The sequence below is a fragment of the Streptomyces xylophagus genome (genome assembly GCF_000716435.1).
GTDB classification, from domain to species: domain Bacteria; phylum Actinomycetota; class Actinomycetes; order Streptomycetales; family Streptomycetaceae; genus Streptomyces; species Streptomyces xylophagus.
Map to the genome: position 1 here is coordinate 407048 of NZ_JNWO01000007.1, position 17629 is coordinate 424676.

Sequence of the window (17629 nt, forward strand, 5' to 3'; positions counted from 1 at the left end):
CCTGATACAGGGTGACTTGAGTAGCCCTCGACTCAGGCGCCCGGGTACGGTCACCGGCAGTCTGGTCGCATGACCGCTCGCTACTGCTCCCTCGCGCAGCAGTCGGCCCCGGAGTTCGGACCGGGACTGGCCGCCGAGCGGCTCAGTGCGCTCATCGGCGGAAGCCGGATGTGGGTCAACGGCACGGTCCTGCACTACTACTTCTTCGACGCCGACAACGCGGCCGCCACCGACATGTCCGTCATCCCGGTACCGGGGACGGGCGAGCGGCGACGGGTGTCGTGGGCCGGGGCGAAGGAGCAGCAGGACGTCGTACGCGAGTGCTTCCGTGACTGGCGAGGGCTCGGGATCGGTGTCGACTTCGCCGAGGTCAGGGACCGTTCGGAGGCGGAGCTGCGCATCGGGTTCCAGCCCGGTGACGGCTCCTGGTCGACGGTGGGCCGCGACGCGCTCACGGTCGGGCTCAGCGACCGCACCATGAACTTCGGCTGGGACCTGACCGCGCCCGGACAGCGCGGTACGGCCCTGCACGAGATCGGGCACGCCCTGGGCATGCTGCACGAGCACCAGAGTCCGTTCGCCGGCATCCACTGGGACGACGAGGCCGTGTACGCCGAACTGGCGGGCCCGCCGAACCACTGGAACCGGGACAAGACCTTCCTCAACATCCTGCGCAAGCTCGACCCGGACGAGGTCAACGGCTCCGTCTGGGACCCGCAGTCGATCATGGAGTACCCGTTCGCGTCGGGGCTGATCCTGGAGCCGGAGGAGTACCGCACGGGCCTGCGTCCGCAGGGCGGCCTCTCCGCCTCCGACAAGGAGTTCGTCCTGCGCTGGTACCCGCCCGCCGGCCCTCCCCGGCCGACCGAGCTGGTGCCGTTCCACTCGGCGCCGCTGCGGCTGGGACCGGGCGAGCAGGCCGACTTCGCGATCGAGCCGACACAGACGCGCGAGTACGCCGTCGGTGCCTTCGGGGACAGCGACACGGTCGTCGTGGTCTTCGAGGAACGGGACGGCGAACCGCGCTTCCTCGCCGGGCAGGACGACGGGGGCACGCCGCACAACGCAACACTCAAGGTCAGGCTCGTCAAGGGCCGCCGCTACTTCGTCCGTGTGCGCCTGTACTCCACGTGGGGGTCGGGGGACACCGCGGTGATGTGCTGGTAACAGCATGAGTACAGCCGCACGCGGACGGACGGACCACTGTCCGGCGCCGGGGGAAGCGGCCGAGGCACGTAGCCTTCGGGGGAGGGATACGTGCCTCGGCCACAGCGTCATGTTCAGCCCCCAACTCCCCGGCAGCGCAGGGTTCTTGCGCTTCAGACCCCCAACTCCGGTGACCGCGCGGAGGTCTTGTGGTCTAGGACCCCAACTCCAGCGGCCGGGCAGGGTCCTTGGACCACTCCTCCAGCGAACCGTCGTAGAGGGACACGTCCGTACGGCCGAGCAGCGTGAGCGCGAGTGCGGCGCCCGCGGCCGAGATGCCGCCGCCGCAGTACAGGACGACCGGTGAGTCGTCGGTGTCGAGGACCACGCCGATCCTGGCAGCGAGCTCATCGGACGGCAGGACACGCCCGGTCTCGTCGAGGAGACCCCGGCCAGGGAGACTGCGGCTGCCAGGGATGTGTCCGCGGCGGCTGTAGCGGGTGGGCGCGGAGCCGTCGTAGCCGCCCGGGGGCAGCGCACAGACCAGGGTGCCGGGGCGCTCGCCGCGACTGACGGCGGCCACGTCGTCGATGCCGGACCACAGGTCAGGACGTACGACGGGTGTCAGGGGACTGACAGCCGCAACCGGGCCGGTGTCGTCGCCGGAGGCGAGCGGGCGACCGGCCGCCTCCCACGCTTCGAGACCGCCGTCCAGCACCGCCGCCGGTACCCCGATCGCCCGGAGCATCCACCACAGCCGGGCCGCCCAGATCCCGCCCCCGCTGTCGTAGGAGACGACCTCGCTGCCCTCCCCCACGCCCAGCCGGGCCAGCGCGGCGGCGAGGGCCTCGGGCGACGGCACGGCGAAGTGGTACGGCGCGTCGTGGTCGGAGAGGTCGCCGGTCAGGTCAGCGTGTCGCGATCCGGGGACATGTCGTTCGGCCCATGTCCCGTGCCCGCTCGCGGAGCGGTGGTCGCCGTCCTCGCGGGGTGAGGGCAGGAGCGCGGTGGCGTCGAGGACGACCAGCCGGGGGTCGTCGAGACGGGCGGCGAGCCAGGTGTCGTCGACCAGCGGGCCGGGCAGCAGGGAGGTGGTCATGGCGGCCGATCGTACGCCCGCGAACTGGGCGTCTCACCCCTCGGGCGTGACCGTCTCAAATATCGGACCATGCTTGCACAGAATCCGGGTAGTGCGGTTATCGTTCGGCCATCTACGCGGGAGCCCCTACCCGGTTGGGCTGAGAGGGCGTCTGGGACCGGCTCGTCGAGAGTCCGGCCCCCATGGGGACGCCGACCGCACCACTCGCGCCTCAGCGCCCGCGTAGGAGTTCACGTGTCTGCAGCAGTCGAGCCCCAGCACCCGGTGGTCAACTCCCCGGCGCGCCGCTCCTGTTGTTGTCGCATGCACTGATCCACCGCCTTCGCGCACCCCTCTCCCCCTCCCTTCAGGCGCCGTCACGCCTGCGCACATCCCGGAGTACCCCCATGCCGCACATACGGGTCATGCTCGACTATTTCCACCCCTGGCCGAATTCAGCCGGTCTGTACGTCGCCCGCGCCCGCCGCTGGTACGCCGAGGCCGGTCTGGATGTCGAGCTGGTGGTCCAGGATCCGGGACGCGGCGACACCCTCGAATACCTGGCCCGGGGCGAGGTGGACTTCGGGATCTTCCCGCCGAACCGGCTGCTGGCCCGCCGCGCGGAGCACAGCCAGCCGCTGATCGCCGTGTCCGCGATCAACCACCGGGGCCTGGAAGCGATCCAGACCACCACGTCGACCGGGATCACCCGCCCCCGCGACCTCGCCGGCCGCCGTATCGCCTACAACCCGACCCCGCGCGGCCGGGCCATGGTGCGTCACCTGGTGGCGGCCGACGGCGGTGACCCGGACGCCGTGATCGGTGTGGACGCCGGGGCGCGTGAGCTGACCGTGGACGACATCGCGGCGGGCGAGGCGGACGCGACCTTCGGCAACTACTGGTCGTGGGACGCTCTGCGCGGCGACCTGCCCGAGGAGCAGCGGGTGACGTGGCCGGTCGACGAGATCGGCGCCCCGCGCTACCACAGCTACCTGCTCGGCACGAACGAGACGCTGCTCGACCAACACCCCTCTCTCGTACGGGACTTCCTCGCCGTGACGGCTCGCGGCTACGCGGCCGCCGCCCAAGAGCCGGATGCCACCCTGGAGTTGCTGGAGCACGTCATCCCGTACTTCCCGCGCCCGCTGATCGCCCGTTCCCTCGCGCTCATCGCGCCCACCTGGACGGATGCGGACGGCCGTTGGGGTGTGATCGACGAGGGCCGGATGGGCCCCTACGCACACTGGCTCGCCGAGAACGGCGCCATCGCGGACGACCGGGACTGGGCGAAGTCGTTCACCAACGGCCTGCTGGACGTGACCACTTGAGAGCCCTGGCCTGCCAGGCGCGGACGCTGACCCGGCGTCTCGCCGTCGACTTCATGAGGGTGGGCAGCGCGCTGTGTCGGCCGTGACCGGACCGACCCGCCAGCCCTCCCACCCCTCGAAGGACCCGACATGCATCGCCGTACCGCCCTGTCCGCCATAGCCGCGACCGCCCTCCTCGCCGTCACCGGCTGCTCCGCCGACTCCACGGCCGCCGCGAAGGACGGCACCACGACCGTCACCCTCGCCCTGGACTGGACGCCCAACACCAACCACACCGGCATCTACGTCGCCCAGGCCAAGGGCTGGTTCAAGGCCGCCGGGATCAACGTCAAGATCGTGCCCTACGGTTCGACCGCGCCCGAGACCCTGATCGCCAACCACAAGGCGGACTTCGGCATCTCCTACCAGGAAGGCATCACCACCGCGCGGGCCGCAGGCCAGGACATCACCTCCGTCTACGCCGTGACGCAGAAGACGGACGTGACGATCGCCGTGCGGGCCGACCGGGACGACATCGCCTCGCCGAAGGACCTGGACGGAAAGACGTACGCCGGTTTCGGCGCCCCGTACGAGAAGCCGCTGCTGCAGAAGGTGATCCAGAACGCTGGCGGCAAGGGCGACTTCAAGCAGGTCACCCTCAACACCTCGGCGTACGCGGCGCTTTACGCGGGCAAGGCGGACTTCGCGATGCCGATGCCGACCTGGGAGGGCCTGGAGGCGAAGCTGAGCGGCAAGCCGCTGAAGAACTTCCAGCTGTCCGACTACGGCTTCCCGGCGATCTACTCGACGCTCGTCGCGTCCTCGGACCAGTTCCTGAAGAAGAACCCGGAGGTCGCGAAGAAGTTCCTGGCGGCGATCGACAAGGGCTACCGCTACGCCGCCGAACACCCCTCCCAGGCGGCCGACTTGCTGATCTCCGCCAACAAGAGCGTCCTCACCAACACCGAGCTGGTGAAGGAGAGCGAGGCGCTGCTGGCCAAGGAGTACTACAAGGGCACGGACGGCTCGATCGGCACGCAGAGCGCCGCGCGCTGGCAGGCCTTCGCGGACTTCGAGTACAAGGCGGGCCTGCTCGTCGACGCCGACGGCAAGAAGCTGACGTCCGCCCCCAAGACGTCGACGTTCTTCACCAACGCTTACCTCCCGGACGCCAAGTGAGGCCGCTGCTGCGGTCGTTGTGGCCGCCGCTCCTCGTCCTCGCGGTGATCTTCGGCGGCTGGCAGCTGTACGTCACCGCCGCAGGCGTCGATCCGACGACGCTCCCCTCCCCTGCCCGGGTCGTGGAGCAGGGCTGGCTGAACCGCCAGGACCTGTGGGACCAGACGCTCCCCACCCTCCAGGAGACACTGCTCGGCTTCGCGCTGTCGTTCGCGGCGGCCTGGCTGGTCGCCGTACTCCTCGACTTCTCCTCGGCGGCCCGCCGGGGCCTGTATCCGCTGCTCGTCGCCTCGCAGACCATCCCGATCGTGGCCGTGGCACCGCTGCTGATCATCTGGTTCGGCTTCGGACTGCTGCCGAAGATGCTGGTGGTGACCCTGACGACGTTCTTCCCGCTCGCCGCCAACCTCGCCGCCGGCTTCGCGGCGACCGACCGCGAGGCGATGCGACTGCTGCGCTCGCTGGGCTCGGGCCGGTGGCGGACGTTCCGGCTGGTCCGGGTGCCGAGCGCGATGCCGTACTTCTTCGCCGGGCTCCGCGTGAGCATCACCTACGCCGTCGTCGGCGCCGTGTTCGCCGAGTACGCGGGTGCGGAGGCGGGCCTCGGGATCTATATGCAGGCGCAGAAGAGCGCGTTCCGCACGGACTTGGTCTTCGCGGCGGTCGCGGTGACGGCGGCGCTGAGCATCGCCCTGTTCGGCGCGACCTATCTGCTTCAGCGGCTGGTACTCCCGTGGGAACGGGCGTTGAAGGAGGACAGGACGGCATGAGCAGTCTTCGTATCGAGGGCGTCGGCAAGTCCTTCGGCCCGCTGGAGGTCCTGCGGGATCTCGAACTCTCCGTGGAACCGGGCGAGTTCGCGGCGGTCATCGGCCCGAGCGGCAGCGGCAAGAGCACCCTGTTCAACCTGGTCTCCGGCCTCGACCGCCCCACGTCGGGCCGGGTGCTGGTGGAGGGCGAGCCGGCCGGAGTGGAGTCCGGCAAGGTGGCCTACATGCCGCAGAAGGATCTTCTCTTCCCCTGGCGGACCGTGCTCGACAACACGGCGCTGGGCCTGGAGGCACAGGGCGTACGGAAGAAGGAGGCACGGCGGCGGGCCGACGCACTGTTCGCCGACTTCGGCCTGGACGGTTTCCAGAAGGCGTACCCGTCCCAACTCAGCGGCGGCATGCGCCAACGCGCCGCCCTGCTGCGCACGGTGGTTCTGGAGCGACCGGTGCTCCTGCTCGACGAACCGTTCGGCGCGCTCGACTCCCTCACCCGGACCGAGATGCAGTTGTGGCTGGCGGGGATGTGGCAGCGCCACCGCTGGACGGTGGTCCTGGTCACCCACGACATCCGCGAGGCGGTATTGCTCGCGGACACGGTGCACGTCCTGTCCCCGCGCCCGGCCACGGTGGTCGACCGCGTCGAGGTCCCCCTGGCCCGCCCGCGCAGCGCCGACGACTTCACGAACCCGGACTTCGCCGCGACCGAGCGCCGCGTCCTGGACGCCCTGCACGGCACAACGGCGGTGAAAACAGCGTGAGTTCCCACCTCGCCCACGGCTTGGGCACCGACCCGGTCGAACCCGACTGGCCCCCACTGACGGACACCGAGGTGAGGGACATCGTGGGCCCGGCCCGGGTGGTGTGGCGCAGTCCACGCCCCCTGTCGGCGGCGGCCGTGGTGGAACGGGACGGACGCCGCCTGTTCGTGAAACGCCACCACGTCTCCGTCCGAACGGTGGAGGGCCTGACCGAGGAGCACGCCTTCCTACGGCATCTACGGCTGCGCGGCGCACCGGTGGTCGAAGTGCTGGACGCGGCGACGCGCGGCGAGTGGACGTACGAGGTGCACTCGGCCGGTACCGGCATCGACCTCTACCGCGACGCCCTGTCCTGGTCCCCGTTCCGCTCCCCCGCCCACGCGAGGGCAGCCGGCGAGGCGTTGGCCCGCCTGCACCTGGCGGCGGAGGGCTTCGACGCGCCGCGTCGTCAAGTGCAGCCACTGGTCGCATCGTTCACGGTGTTCGCCTCGGCCGACCCCGAGGCGGAGCTGGAGCGCTACGTGGAGGAGCGCCCCCAACTGGCAAAGGGGCTTGCGGACTTCCCGTGGCGGGAGGACACACGGCGTATCCTGCTCCCGTTGCACGAGGAACTGGCCCCGCACCTCGCGGGCCTCACCCCGCTCTGGACCCACAACGACTGGCATGCCTCCAACCTCCTCTGGAACGAGGACGGTTCGGTCGCCACAGCCCTCGACTTCGGCATGAGCGACCGCACGACAGCCGTACACGACCTGGCCACCGCCATCGAACGCAACACGGTCCAGTGGCTCCAGCCCGGCTTCCCGGTCCGCGAGGAGGACGCGCTCGCGCTCCTCGACGGCTACCGGTCCGTACGCCCGCTCAGCCCCGCCGAGTCGAAGGCGCTCCCCGCGCTACTCCCCCTGGTCCACGCCGAGTTCGCGCTCTCCGAGCTGGGCTACTTCCACGGCGTGACGCGGTCGGCGGAGAACACCCGGCTGGCGTACGAGTATTACGTGGGGCACGCGGAGTGGTTCGCCAGCGAGAGCGGGCAGCGTCTGCTGAATCTCCTGCGGCGGTGGGTACCGGCATGCTGATCACCATCGGCGGCCTCCCTGCCACCGGCAAGACCACGCTGGCGCGTCTCCTCGCGGCCCGCATCGGGGCCGTTCACCTCCGGGTCGACACCATCGAGCAGGCCATCGTCCGCTCTGGGGTGGTCCGTCATCCGGTGGGTCCGGTGGGCTACCTCGTGGGATACGCCCTGGCCGAGGAACATCTGCGTCAGGGGCTGACCGTGCTCGCCGAGTCCGTCAATCCGCTGACCGTCACGCGGGACGCCTGGCGCGATACGGCTGTGCGGGCGGGTGTGCCCGCCGTGGAGATCGAGATCGTCTGCTCCGACCCGGACGAGCACCGGCAGCGCGTGGCCTCGCGGTCGGTCGACATCCCGGATCTGCCGTTGCCCGACTGGGAGCAGGTCGTCGGCCGGGAGTACGAGCCGTGGAACCGCGACCGCATCGTGGTCGACACCGCGGGACAGGAGCCGGAGGACTCACTGGCCTCGCTTCTCAAAGCCATCACCGGACGGTAGTTCGCGGGTGAAGACGACGCGGGGTCGGCCCGGGCCGTCGTAGTCCTCCACGGTGTGCGCGTCGAAGCCGAGGGTGCGATGGAAGGCGATCGAGCCCTCGTTGGTGACCGAGGTGATCGCCTTGAGACGGACCGCGCCCTGCTGTTCGGCGGCCTCGATGAAGGCCGTGTACAGGCTGCGGCCGAGGCCTGTGCCGCGTGCGTCGTCACGGGTGGCCACCAGGTGTACGTATCCGGTGTGGTCGGGGGTGACGAACCCGAAGAGGTATCCACGGATGCCGTCGTCGGCGCGGGCGACGAGGCAGGTGGACCCGAACTCCTGCACCAGCGCGGTGAGATGGAGTGCGCGAAGATCACGCTCTCCCCAGTAGCGGGGGTGGTCCTCCAGGACCTGGTGCAGGTCGATGACATCGGCGGACTCGATACGGATGGCCATGGTATCGATCATGGCAGAGAGCCGTACGAGGTCGAGAAGGAGATGGGTCATGATCACGGGCTACGTTCTCGGTGAAAGCCTGCGCGCCGGTGCTGTGTTCGCGCCGCACGGACTGCGTATCCGGAAGGTCGAGCGGGTCGACAACTCGGCGAGTGCGACGGCCGGGCAGCCCGACGCCTGGACGTTCATCGAGTGGGAGACCGACGACGACGGTGCCGCCGGTCGGATCGCGGAGGCGCTGGCCGACGTGCTGGAGCCGGCCGTCGGCTGGTACGCCGACTTCACCGTCGGGGACGAGCGCGTGGTCGTCTTCGCCGGGAAAGTTTTCCGCTATCGGCGCGGCGACGAAGCCGGCCGCGCCGAAGCGGTCGCGTACGGGCGGTCGGTGGGGACCCCGGAGCATCAGCTCGACTGGGAGGAGTGACCCCGCCGACGCCATTCCCGGGCGAGCAGCTCGTACGACCGCACGCGATCCGTGTGGTCGTGGGTGATGGTGGTGATGAGCAACTCGTCGGCACCAGTTGCCTCTTGGAGCTGTTCCAGCTGATCGGCGACGCGGCTGGGCGAGCCGACGAACTGGGTGTCGATGCGGTCCTGGACCAGCTCGCGGTCCTCGTCGCTCCAGACGTGGGCGCGTGCCTCGTCGGGGGTCGGGAACTTGATGGCACCCTCCGCCGTACGGATGGAGCGCACCCACAGGCCGTAGCCGGTGGAGAGTTCGCGGGCCGTCTCGTCGTCCCCGGCGACGACGACGTCGGCGGAGACGCTGACGTACGGCTTGTCGAGGACGTCGGAGGGCTGGAACGCGGCGCGGTAACCGTCCGCCGCCTCAAGGACGGTGGCGGGGCTGACGTGGTAATTCGCCGCGAAGCGCAGGCCGTTGCGGCCCGCGACCTCGGCGCTGGTGCCACCGCTGCTGCCCAGGATCCACACCTCGACGTCGGCGCCCTCGCCCGGCACGACGTGCGCCTCGACGCCGTCCGGGGAACGGTAGGTGCCGGCCAGCAGTGCGAGGACGTCGTCGATCTGCTCGCCGTAGTCCTGGGACTTGGCGTCGGGCAACAGGAGCAGCTTGCGCTGGAGGGCGATTCTGGGTGAGCCGAGGAGTCGTTCGAAGGAGAAACGGGGCGGGATGCGCAGGCCGTTGGGGGCCTTGCCGTCGATGATCGGAGTCGCCGTCGGCAATGGGGGCGACGGGCGGCCGCCCGAGCGGCCCAGGCCCAGGTCGAAGCGGCCCGGGTGCAGCGCGTCGATCAGGCCGAACTCCTCGACCGTGGACAGCGCGGTGCGGTGGCCGAGTTGTACGGCGCCGGAGCCGAGCCGGATCGTGGAGGTCGCGGATGCCGTCAACGCCAGGACCACCGCGGGGGACGTGCCCGCGGCGCCCGGGTTGAGGTGGTGCTCGGCGAACCAGTAGCGGGCGTAGCCGAACTCCTCGGCCCGCTGGGCGAGTTCGATGGAGTGGCGCAGTGCTTCGGGGGCGGTGGAGCCGGAGGAGATCGGGACCAGGTCGAGGACGCCGAGCGGGATACCGGGGGACATCTTCTCGCTCACTCCTCAGAGGTCGACGGAGACGGGCTCGGGCAGGACCGGTCCCCAGTCGAACGGCGGGTCCGGGATGTCCTTGCGCAGCACGGGGGCCACCGCCGACCCGAACAGCTCCAGCGAGTCCCTGTGCTGAGTGTCCGTCAGACCGGCCGCGTCCGCGTGGAGATGGAGCACGGTGTGCCCGAACTGCTCGTGGTAGCGGTGCACCTTGTCGATGACCTGCTGCGGGCTCCCGATCAGCGCGGAGCTGCGCTCGACGAAGTCCTCCAGGGTCTCGAAGACCACGGGCAGGCCCACCTGCTTCTGGAAGGTCAGGTTGCTCTCGAAGATGGGGCGGTAGACCGCCAGTGCCTCCTGCGTTGTGGGGGCAACGTAGAGGCCGGCCGTGCCCGCGCCCACCGCGATGGTCGCCGGGTCGTGGCCGTAGTGCTCCCAGCGTTCCCGGTAGTAGCGGATCAACTCGGCATAGGACTCTATGGGGTTGGTGACGTTCGCGGAGAACAGCGGGTCGCCGTAGCGGGCGGCGAGGTCGACGCTCTCCTTGCTGGTGGCGCTGCCGTGCCAGACCCGGATCGGCTGCTGGTACGGCCGCGGCCACACCTCGGCGTCCTTCAACTCCGGGCGGAAGCGGGTCTTCGCCGTCGTCTTGTCCTGCCGCCAGAGCTGCCGGAACACCTCGTAGCTCTCGGCGTTGCGCTCCCACTGGTCCTCGGGCGTGACGTGGAACAGCTCACGCTGGGCGGTGCCGTTGCCCTTGCCGATGATCAGGTCGAGGCGTCCGCCGGAGAGGTGGTCGAGGGTCGCGTAGTCCTCGTAGGCCCGGACGGGGTCGAGGAGGCTCAGGGTGGTGACCGCGGTGAAGAGGCGGATACGGCGGGTGAGTGCGGCGATGTGGCTGAGGACGACGGTCGGCGAGGAGGAGATGAAGGGCCGCTCGTGCCGCTCCCCCACGCCGAAGCCGTCGAAGCCCAACTCCTCGGCCAGCAGGGCGTTGTCGAGGACCTCGCGGAAGCGTTCGTGGGTCGACTTCTGTACCCCGGTGATCGGGTCGGGGCGGTGGACGATGAGGGTGATCGCGAGGAACTTCACGATGCCGCCCGTTCGTCGCGCACCTCGTCGGGGTGGGTGAGGCCGAGGTGGTCGCGCAGGGTCGGGCCCTCGTACTCGGTGCGGAAGACACCCTGTTCCTGGAGGAGCGGGACCACCTTGTCGGCGAAGGGGTCGAGGCCGCTCGGGGTGATGTGCGGGACGAGGATGAAGCCGTCGCTGGCGTCGGCCTGCACGAAGTCGTTGATGGTCTTCGCGACGGTGGACGGGGAGCCGATGAAGGCCTGGCGGTTGCCGGTCTCGATGACCAGGTCGCGGATCGACCACTTGTTGGCGGCGGCCAGCTCGCGCCACTCGCGGGCCGTGGCCAACGGGTCGCGGTACATGCGGACTTGGGCCCGTCCCTTGGAGATGTGGTTGTCGCTGACGTCCGGGTCGATGTCGGGCAGCGGGCCGTCGGGGTCGTACGAGGACAGGTCCCGGTTCCACACGAACTCGAGGTGCTTGATCGCCGTGGCGCCGCTGACCTGCTGGCGGCGCACCTCCTTCGCCAGGTCCTCGGCCTCAGCGTCGGTGTCGCCGAGTACGAAGGTCGCCGCGGGGAGAATCAGCAACTGGTCGGAGCGGCGGCCGTACTTGGCGAGGCGGGACTTGACGTCGGTGTAGAAGGCCTGGCCCTGGTCGAGGGTGCTGTACCGGCTGAAGATGGCGTCGGCGCTCGACGCGGCGAACTCGCGGCCCTCGTCGGAGTCGCCCGCCTGGAAGATCACCGGGCGGCCCTGCGGGGAGCGCGGGACGTTGAACTGGCCGTGGATGTCGAAGTGTTGGCCCTGGTGGACGAAGGCTCCGGCCTTGGCGTCCCGCAGGAAGGTGCCGGTGCTCTGGTCGGCGAGGATCTCGTCGCCGTGCCAGGAGTCGAAGAGTTCGTTGGTGGTGGCGAGGAACTCCTTGGCCCGGGAGTAGCGCTCGTCCTGCGGCAGGAAGCCCCCGCGCCGGAAGTTCTCGCCGGTGAACGCGTCCCAGGAGGTGACGACGTTCCACGCCGCACGGCCGTCGGAGAGGTGGTCGAGGCTGGCGAACTGGCGGGCCACCTCGTAGGGCTCGTTGAAGGTGGAGTTGATGGTGCCGGTCAGGCCGAGGTGTTCGGTGACGGCGGCGAGCGCGGCGAGGATCGTGAAGGTGTCGGGGCGGCCGACGACGTCCAAGTCATAGATTTTTCCGCCCTGTTCGCGCAGCCGCAGACCCTCGGCGAGGAACAGGAAGTCGAACTTGGCACGTTCGGCGGTCTTCGCGAAGTGCGCGAAGGAGCTGAACTCGATGTGGCTGCCTGCCGCCGGGTCGCTCCACACGGTGGTGTTGTTGACTCCGGGGAAGTGGGCGGCCAGGTGGATCTGCTTCAGGGGCTTGCTCATGTCGTACGGTCCCTCCGGCTCAGGCGGTGGCTGCGGCAGCGGCAGCGGCGTAGCGGTTGGCGGGGCGGGCGAGCCCCAGCAGTCCGCGCAGGGTGTCGGCCTCGTAGGCCCGGCGGAAGGCGTCCCGGCGCTGGAGTTCGGGGACCAGTCCCTGCGTGATCGCCGGGAGGTCGTGCCCGGCGACGGCGGGCCGCAGCCGGAAGCCCGTCAGGCCAGTCGACTGCAACTCCTGGAGCAGGTCGGCGAGTTGGGCGGGCGTACCGGCGAAGATGCGGGCGTCGCTGGTGTACGGCTCCCCCGCGAGGCCGTCGAGCCGCTCGCGGCGGGCGACCGCCGTGGCCTCGTCGTCGTCGAGGAAGACGACCAGGTCGCCGAAGATGTGCAGCGGCTCGTCGGCACGGCCCGCCGCCTCCTGCTCGGCACGGATCTCCGCGACGATCGCCCGCGCCTCTTCGGTGTCGTGCGGGGTGACGTAGCCGATGTCGGTGGCACGGGCCACCAGCCGGTACGGGATGGTCTGGTGGGCGAGGGAGCTGACGACCGGCTGGCCCTGCGGCGGGCGCGGGGTGATGGAGGGGCCCTTGACGCTGAAGTGGCGGCCCTCGAAGTCGATGTAGTGAAGCTTGTCGCGGTCGACGAAGCGGCCGGTGGCGACATCGCGGATCTCTGCGTCGTCCTCCCAGCTGTCCCAGAGCCGACGCACGACCTCGATGTAGTCGGCGGCCTCGTCGAAGTGCTCGGCGAGCCGTTCCTGTCCGGCCTCGCTCCGCAGACTCTCCAGGCTGATCGGCTCGAAGGTGCGCCGCCCGAAGTGATCGGCCTCGTGCGGGCGGGCGGAGAGCTGCACCCGCACACCGGCTCGACCGGTGCTGACGTAGTCGAGGGTGGCGATCGCCTTCGATATGTGGAACGGCTCCGTGTGCGTCGACACCACCGTCGGGACCAGGCCTATGTGGCTGGTGAGCGGTGCGATGCGGGCCGCGATGAGCACGGCGTCGAGGCGGCCCCGGACCTGGTCGGTGCGGCCGTCCAGCTCGCCGTAGTGCGAGGACTGGAGGCCGAGGCCGTCCTCGAAGGTCACGAAGTCGAGGAGGCCGCGCTCGGCCTCGGCGACCTGGTCGGCCCAGTAGGAGGCGGTGAACAGGTCGCGGGGTCGGGCCACCGGCTCGCGCCAGGAGGCGGGGTGCCAGCCGGTGCCGTCGAGGGCGACGGCGAGATGCAGAGGTGAAGGGGAGGTCGATGACACGAGTGGTGCCTTCCTGGAGGTCCGTACGAGATCGCCGTCCCATGGATGCGGGCGCACGGCGGCTGGGGCAACGGGGTCAGGGGCGACAGAGCGCGCCGGCCACGCGCAGCAGGTCTATGTGCTGCCGCGTGGTGAGACACACGTGAATGATGGATGCGCCACACATGTGCTCCACCTCCACGGATTCCGGCTTCATAGGGGGCAACGGCACAGCTATGCCGTTTCTTCCGGATCGGCGGCGGCAGTCGGACCTGTGTGCCGTACGAGCGAGAAGACGGTGCGGGCGCGCAGGGTGAAGCCGATCGACTCGTACAGCCGGATCGCGTTCGTGTTGGTGGCCGCCGCGTGCAGGAAGGGGTGCTCGCCGCGCTCCTTGATGCCGGCGGCGACCGCGCGGACCAGGCGGGTGGCCAGGCCCCGGCCACGGTGGTCGGGGTCGGTGCACACGGCGCTGATCTCGGTCCAGCCGGGCGGGTGGAGGCGTTCGCCGGCCAGGGCGACGAGTCGGCCGTCGTGGCGGATGCCGAGGTAGGTGCCCAGCTCGACGGTGCGGGGCAGGTAGGGGCCGGGTTCGGTGCGGGCGACCAGGTCGAGGATCTCCGGTACGTCGTCGGGGCCGAGGAGTACGGCCTCGGGGTCGGGCTCGGACCGCAGCGCGGTGTCGACGAGTTGGACGCCCTGGCCGGAGCGGACGATCTCCCAGCCGTCGGGGACCTTGCTCACCCCGCGCACGGCGGCGGTGCCCCCGGGACCGACGAGGGTGGCCAGGTCCGCCCAGGCGCGCGGGTCGTCGTTGTCGGTGACGGCGTTGAAGCCGGCCACGTCGACGGGGTAGCGGGCGGCGCGGCCGACGCGCTCGGCGAAGTGGGCGTGCGGCCCGGTGAGCGCGGCCCAGGCGGGGTTGTCCAGGACGTGGGACGCGGTGGTTTCGAGACTGATGGTGGAAGACATCGGGTGACGGCTCCAGTACTGGTCACGCGGGTGGGGACCCCGCCGTGCCGCGGCGGGGTCCCCTTGCCGAGAGGGTGGGTCAGGAGTCGCTGAGCGGCAGTCCGGGCGGGTTGACCTCGGACTTGGCGACGGCCTCGTTGGAGAGGTTCCAGGCGGCCAGCCACTTGGCGTACTGCCCGTTCTTGATCAGGTAGTTGATGGCGTCCGCGAGGGGCTTGGCCAGGCCGCTGTTCTTCTTCGCGGTGGCCGCGATCAGGCCCTGGAGGGAGGATCCGGCGCCGGAGTACGTGCCCGCGTTGCGGACCGCCTTCGCCGTGCCCTTGGTCGAGGAGACCTGGTAGGCGACCGAGGGGTTCGGGGAGAGGTAGGCGTCGATCTTTCCGGAGGCCAGCGCGAGGTAGGTGCTGTTGTTGTCCTGGAAGTACTTGACGGTGAGCGCCTTCTTGCCTTCGGCGGCCAGCTTCTTCTTCCACTCCAGGAGGATCCGCTCCTGGTTGGTGCCCGCGCCCACGGCGACGGTCTTGCCGGCGAGGTTCTCGTAATTACCGTCGAAGTTCCAGGTGTTGCTCGCCTTCACCGCGAAGCCGAGGTTGTCCTCGCGGTAGGAGGCGAACTCGTACTTCGCCTTGCGCTCCTCGGTGTCGGTGACGTTGGAGAAGGCCACGTCGACCTTGCCGCTGTCCAAGCCGATGAAGAGGTTCTCCCAAGTGGAGTTCTTCAGCTCGGGCTTGAGTCCGAGCACGGCGGCGACCAGGCGGCTGATGTCGGCCTCGGAACCGGTGAGGGTCTTCTGGTCGGAGCCGACATAGCCGAGCGGCGGGGAGCCGGCGGGCAGGAAGCCGACGCCGATCTCCAACTTGCCGCTCTTCGCTATGGACTTGGGCAACTCGGCGCTGATCGACTTCACTTCGGCGACCTTGAGCGTGGCCTCCTTGGCGGCTCCGTTGGAGAGTGCGCCGACCGTGACCGTGCCGGCGGCGGCGTTGCCGGACGTGGTGGCCGCGTCGCTGTCGCCGCCGCAGGCCGCGAGACCACCGGCGAGGGAGGCGAGGACGGTTCCCGCAGTGAGTCCGCGAGTGATTCTGCTGCGAAGGCTGGGCGTAGACATGGCTGTTCCTAGGCTCGGTGTTCGGGGCTGATGCAGGTGAAAGGTGGAAGTGCGGGTGGGGCTCAGAGGACCTTGCTGAGGAAGTCCCTGGTCCGTTCGTGTTGTGGCTTGTCGAGGACCTCGTGGGGCGGACCCTGCTCGACGATCTTTCCGCCGTCGATGAAGACGACCCGGTCGGCGACCTCGCGGGCGAAGCCGATCTCGTGGGTGACGATGACGAGGGTGGTGCCGCTGGTCGCCAAGTCCTTGATGACGGCGAGGACTTCACCGACGAGTTCGGGGTCGAGCGCGGAGGTCGGCTCGTCGAAGAGGATGACGCCAGGACGCAGGGCGAGGGCGCGTGCGATGGCCACGCGCTGCTGCTGGCCGCCGGACAGCTGCCTCGGGTAGGCGCCGGTCTTCTCGGCGAGACCGACGCGGCCGAGCAACTCCCGGGCCAGTTCCAGGGCTTCGGGCTTGCCGAGCCTGCCGGTGGCGACCGGGGCGGCGGCCACGTTGTCCAGCACGGTGAGGTGCGGGAACAGGTTGAAGTTCTGGAAGACGAATCCGATGCGGCTGCGCTGGGCGAGGATGGCCCGCTCGCTCAACTCCTTGAGCCGTCCGCCCTGTTGCTTCACTCCGATCAGCTCGCCGTTGACGCTGACGTAGCCGATCTCGGGCTTCTCCAGGTGGTTGATCACCCGCAGCAGCGTGGACTTGCCGGAGCCGGACGGGCCGAGGATCACGGTGACCTCGCCGGGCCGTACGGTCAGGTCGACGCCGTCCAACACCCGGTGGGCGCCGTACCACTTGTGCACGTCGTGCACCTCCACGGCGGCGGGTGTGATCTCCGCCAGCGGTTCGATCGTGTGCGTGCTCATACGGCGGCCTCCCTGCGGATGCGGGCCCGCAGGTCGGTGACACCGGTGCGGAGTTTCTGGATCGGGGTCGGCGGCAGGGAGCGGGTGGCGCCCCGGGCGTAGTGCCGCTCGACGTAGAACTGGATGACGGAGACGACGCTGGTCAGGATCAGGTACCAGACGGTGACGACCAGGAGCAGCGGCACGATGTCGCCGGGGTAGGTCGAGCCCATCGTCTGCGCGGAGCCGAACAGGTCGAGCAGCGACACGTAGAAGACCAGCGAGGTGCTCTTGATCAGGCCGATCAGCTGGTTGACGTAGTTCGGGGTGATGGAGCGCAGCGCCTGCGGGAAGACGATCTTGCGGAACTGGTAGCCCTTGGGCAGGCCGAGGGCGGAGGCCGCCTCGTGCTGGCCCTGGTCGACGGAGAGGATGCCGCCGCGGACCACTTCGGCCGCGTACGCCGCCTCGTTGAGGCTGAGGCCGAGCACGGCGACGGCCATGTCGGTGGCGAGCTTCGACTCGTCGAAGGAGAAGAAGGCGGGGCCGAAGGGGACGCCGATGCTGAGTGTCTGGTAGAGGGCACTGAAGTTGTAGAGGAAGATCAGTACCACGATGAGCGGGATCGAGCGCAGGGCCCAGACATAGGTCCAGCTCGCCGCGCGCAGTACCGGGCTCTTGGACAGTCGGGCCAGGGCGAGCAGGATGCCGCCGAGGAGGCCCAACACGGCGCTGAGCGCGGCCACTTCGAGGGTGATGACGAGTCCGTCGAGGATCGTCGGGCGCAGGAACCAGTAGCCGAAGCGGCTCCACTGGTAGAAGGGGTTGGTGGCCAGTCCATGGATGAACTGGGCGACCAGCACCAGTACGACCAGGGTGACGATCCACCGGCCGGGCCGGCGCAGCGGCTGAACTCGCTGTGCTGTCAGGGGTTTTGACGGGGCGTCGGCGGACGGGGCGTCGGCCAGGGACACGGTGGTGCCCGGGGGTTCAGTCATGGAGGGCTCCGGCAGGTTCACAGACCCCGGTCCGCGGCGGTGGACGCGCGACGGCGGACGGCACGCGCGGGTGCACGGGACCGGGGGCGGGGAGGCGGCAGGCACACCGGCGGAAGCGGGTGTGCGTCAGAGGTGCGTGGGCCGACTGGTCGTCAGGCCCGACAGCGGGCGCGGCCCGGTGCGGTACACAGTGCGCTGCTGACCCGGAGCAGATCGACAGCGCGGTCGGCGACG

Annotated in this window: 18 protein-coding genes; 8 read left to right on the forward strand and 10 right to left on the reverse strand. The window is 69.9% G+C overall.

What is annotated here, in order from left to right:
- The first annotated feature begins 69 nt into the window (after positions 1 to 69).
- Positions 70 to 1167 carry a beta-glucuronidase AbsR1 gene (absR1, locus tag OO70_RS16845; protein ID WP_043670982.1) on the forward strand — a complete coding sequence of 366 codons (1098 nt, stop codon included), beginning with the start codon at positions 70 to 72 and terminating at the stop codon, positions 1165 to 1167.
- Positions 1168 to 1360: 193 nt separating this feature from the next.
- Here the strand turns inward: absR1 and OO70_RS16850 are convergent, their stop codons facing one another.
- Positions 1361 to 2245, reverse strand: coding sequence for a sulfurtransferase (locus OO70_RS16850; RefSeq protein WP_043670984.1), 885 nt, complete (start codon positions 2243 to 2245; stop codon positions 1361 to 1363).
- Positions 2246 to 2631: 386 nt separating this feature from the next.
- On the opposite strand from OO70_RS16850, the gene OO70_RS16855 reads away from it, so the two are divergent.
- The 6 genes from OO70_RS16855 (at position 2632) to OO70_RS16880 (ending at position 7811) form a co-directional block, all read left to right on the forward strand.
- Complete coding sequence (locus OO70_RS16855) at positions 2632 to 3552, forward strand: ABC transporter substrate-binding protein (protein WP_043670987.1); 921 nt, start codon at positions 2632 to 2634, stop codon at positions 3550 to 3552.
- 129 nt (positions 3553 to 3681) lie between these two features.
- Positions 3682 to 4710: an ABC transporter substrate-binding protein gene (locus tag OO70_RS16860; protein WP_043670990.1), complete on the forward strand. Its 1029-nt coding sequence runs from the start codon at positions 3682 to 3684 to the stop codon at positions 4708 to 4710.
- On the forward strand, positions 4707 to 5480 hold the full coding sequence (locus OO70_RS16865; protein ID WP_043670993.1) for an ABC transporter permease: 774 nt from the start codon (positions 4707 to 4709) through the stop codon (positions 5478 to 5480). Before OO70_RS16860 ends, OO70_RS16865 begins: the two co-directional genes overlap by 4 nt.
- Positions 5477 to 6238 (forward strand): ABC transporter ATP-binding protein, encoded by a 762-nt coding sequence (locus OO70_RS16870; protein ID WP_043670996.1) that lies wholly within the window; start codon positions 5477 to 5479, stop codon positions 6236 to 6238. The genes OO70_RS16865 and OO70_RS16870 overlap by 4 nt, the downstream gene beginning before the upstream one ends.
- Positions 6235 to 7314, forward strand: coding sequence for a phosphotransferase enzyme family protein (locus OO70_RS16875; RefSeq protein ID WP_043670999.1), 1080 nt, complete (start codon positions 6235 to 6237; stop codon positions 7312 to 7314). The genes OO70_RS16870 and OO70_RS16875 overlap by 4 nt, the downstream gene beginning before the upstream one ends.
- Positions 7308 to 7811 carry an AAA family ATPase gene (locus OO70_RS16880; protein ID WP_043672598.1) on the forward strand — a complete coding sequence of 168 codons (504 nt, stop codon included), beginning with the start codon at positions 7308 to 7310 and terminating at the stop codon, positions 7809 to 7811. Before OO70_RS16875 ends, OO70_RS16880 begins: the two co-directional genes overlap by 7 nt.
- Here the strand turns inward: OO70_RS16880 and OO70_RS16885 are convergent.
- Positions 7773 to 8246 (reverse strand): GNAT family N-acetyltransferase, encoded by a 474-nt coding sequence (locus OO70_RS16885; RefSeq protein WP_043672602.1) that lies wholly within the window; start codon positions 8244 to 8246, stop codon positions 7773 to 7775. The genes OO70_RS16880 and OO70_RS16885 overlap by 39 nt on opposite strands.
- 49 nt (positions 8247 to 8295) lie before the next feature.
- Here OO70_RS16885 and OO70_RS16890 point away from each other — a divergent pair, with 49 nt between their 5' ends.
- On the forward strand, positions 8296 to 8670 hold the full coding sequence (locus tag OO70_RS16890) for a hypothetical protein (protein ID WP_043671002.1): 375 nt from the start codon (positions 8296 to 8298) through the stop codon (positions 8668 to 8670).
- On the opposite strand, the gene OO70_RS16895 is transcribed toward OO70_RS16890, so the two are convergent.
- The 8 genes from OO70_RS16895 to OO70_RS16930 all read right to left on the reverse strand — a co-directional run bounded on the left by OO70_RS16895 (position 8649) and on the right by OO70_RS16930 (position 17395).
- Complete coding sequence (locus OO70_RS16895) at positions 8649 to 9788, reverse strand: LLM class flavin-dependent oxidoreductase (protein ID WP_043671005.1); 1140 nt, start codon at positions 9786 to 9788, stop codon at positions 8649 to 8651. The genes OO70_RS16890 and OO70_RS16895 overlap by 22 nt on opposite strands.
- Positions 9789 to 9803: 15 nt before the next feature.
- Entirely contained in the window at positions 9804 to 10883 is a 1080-nt protein-coding gene (locus OO70_RS16900; protein ID WP_043671007.1) for an LLM class flavin-dependent oxidoreductase, read from the reverse strand.
- Positions 10880 to 12253: an NtaA/DmoA family FMN-dependent monooxygenase gene (locus OO70_RS16905; protein WP_043671010.1), complete on the reverse strand. Its 1374-nt coding sequence runs from the start codon at positions 12251 to 12253 to the stop codon at positions 10880 to 10882. The genes OO70_RS16900 and OO70_RS16905 overlap by 4 nt, the downstream gene beginning before the upstream one ends.
- Before the next feature lie 19 nt (positions 12254 to 12272).
- Positions 12273 to 13499 carry an LLM class flavin-dependent oxidoreductase gene (locus tag OO70_RS16910; RefSeq protein WP_043671013.1) on the reverse strand — a complete coding sequence of 409 codons (1227 nt, stop codon included), beginning with the start codon at positions 13497 to 13499 and terminating at the stop codon, positions 12273 to 12275.
- A gap of 213 nt (positions 13500 to 13712) precedes the next feature.
- Entirely contained in the window at positions 13713 to 14450 is a 738-nt protein-coding gene (locus OO70_RS16915; protein ID WP_043671016.1) for a GNAT family N-acetyltransferase, read from the reverse strand.
- Positions 14451 to 14529: 79 nt separating this feature from the next.
- Positions 14530 to 15558 (reverse strand): ABC transporter substrate-binding protein, encoded by a 1029-nt coding sequence (locus tag OO70_RS16920; RefSeq protein ID WP_043671019.1) that lies wholly within the window; start codon positions 15556 to 15558, stop codon positions 14530 to 14532.
- A 62-nt stretch (positions 15559 to 15620) separates the two neighbouring features.
- Positions 15621 to 16418 (reverse strand): amino acid ABC transporter ATP-binding protein, encoded by a 798-nt coding sequence (locus tag OO70_RS16925; protein WP_043671022.1) that lies wholly within the window; start codon positions 16416 to 16418, stop codon positions 15621 to 15623.
- Entirely contained in the window at positions 16415 to 17395 is a 981-nt protein-coding gene (locus tag OO70_RS16930) for an amino acid ABC transporter permease (protein ID WP_043671024.1), read from the reverse strand. Before OO70_RS16930 ends, OO70_RS16925 begins: the two co-directional genes overlap by 4 nt.
- Positions 17396 to 17629: the final 234 nt, after the last annotated feature.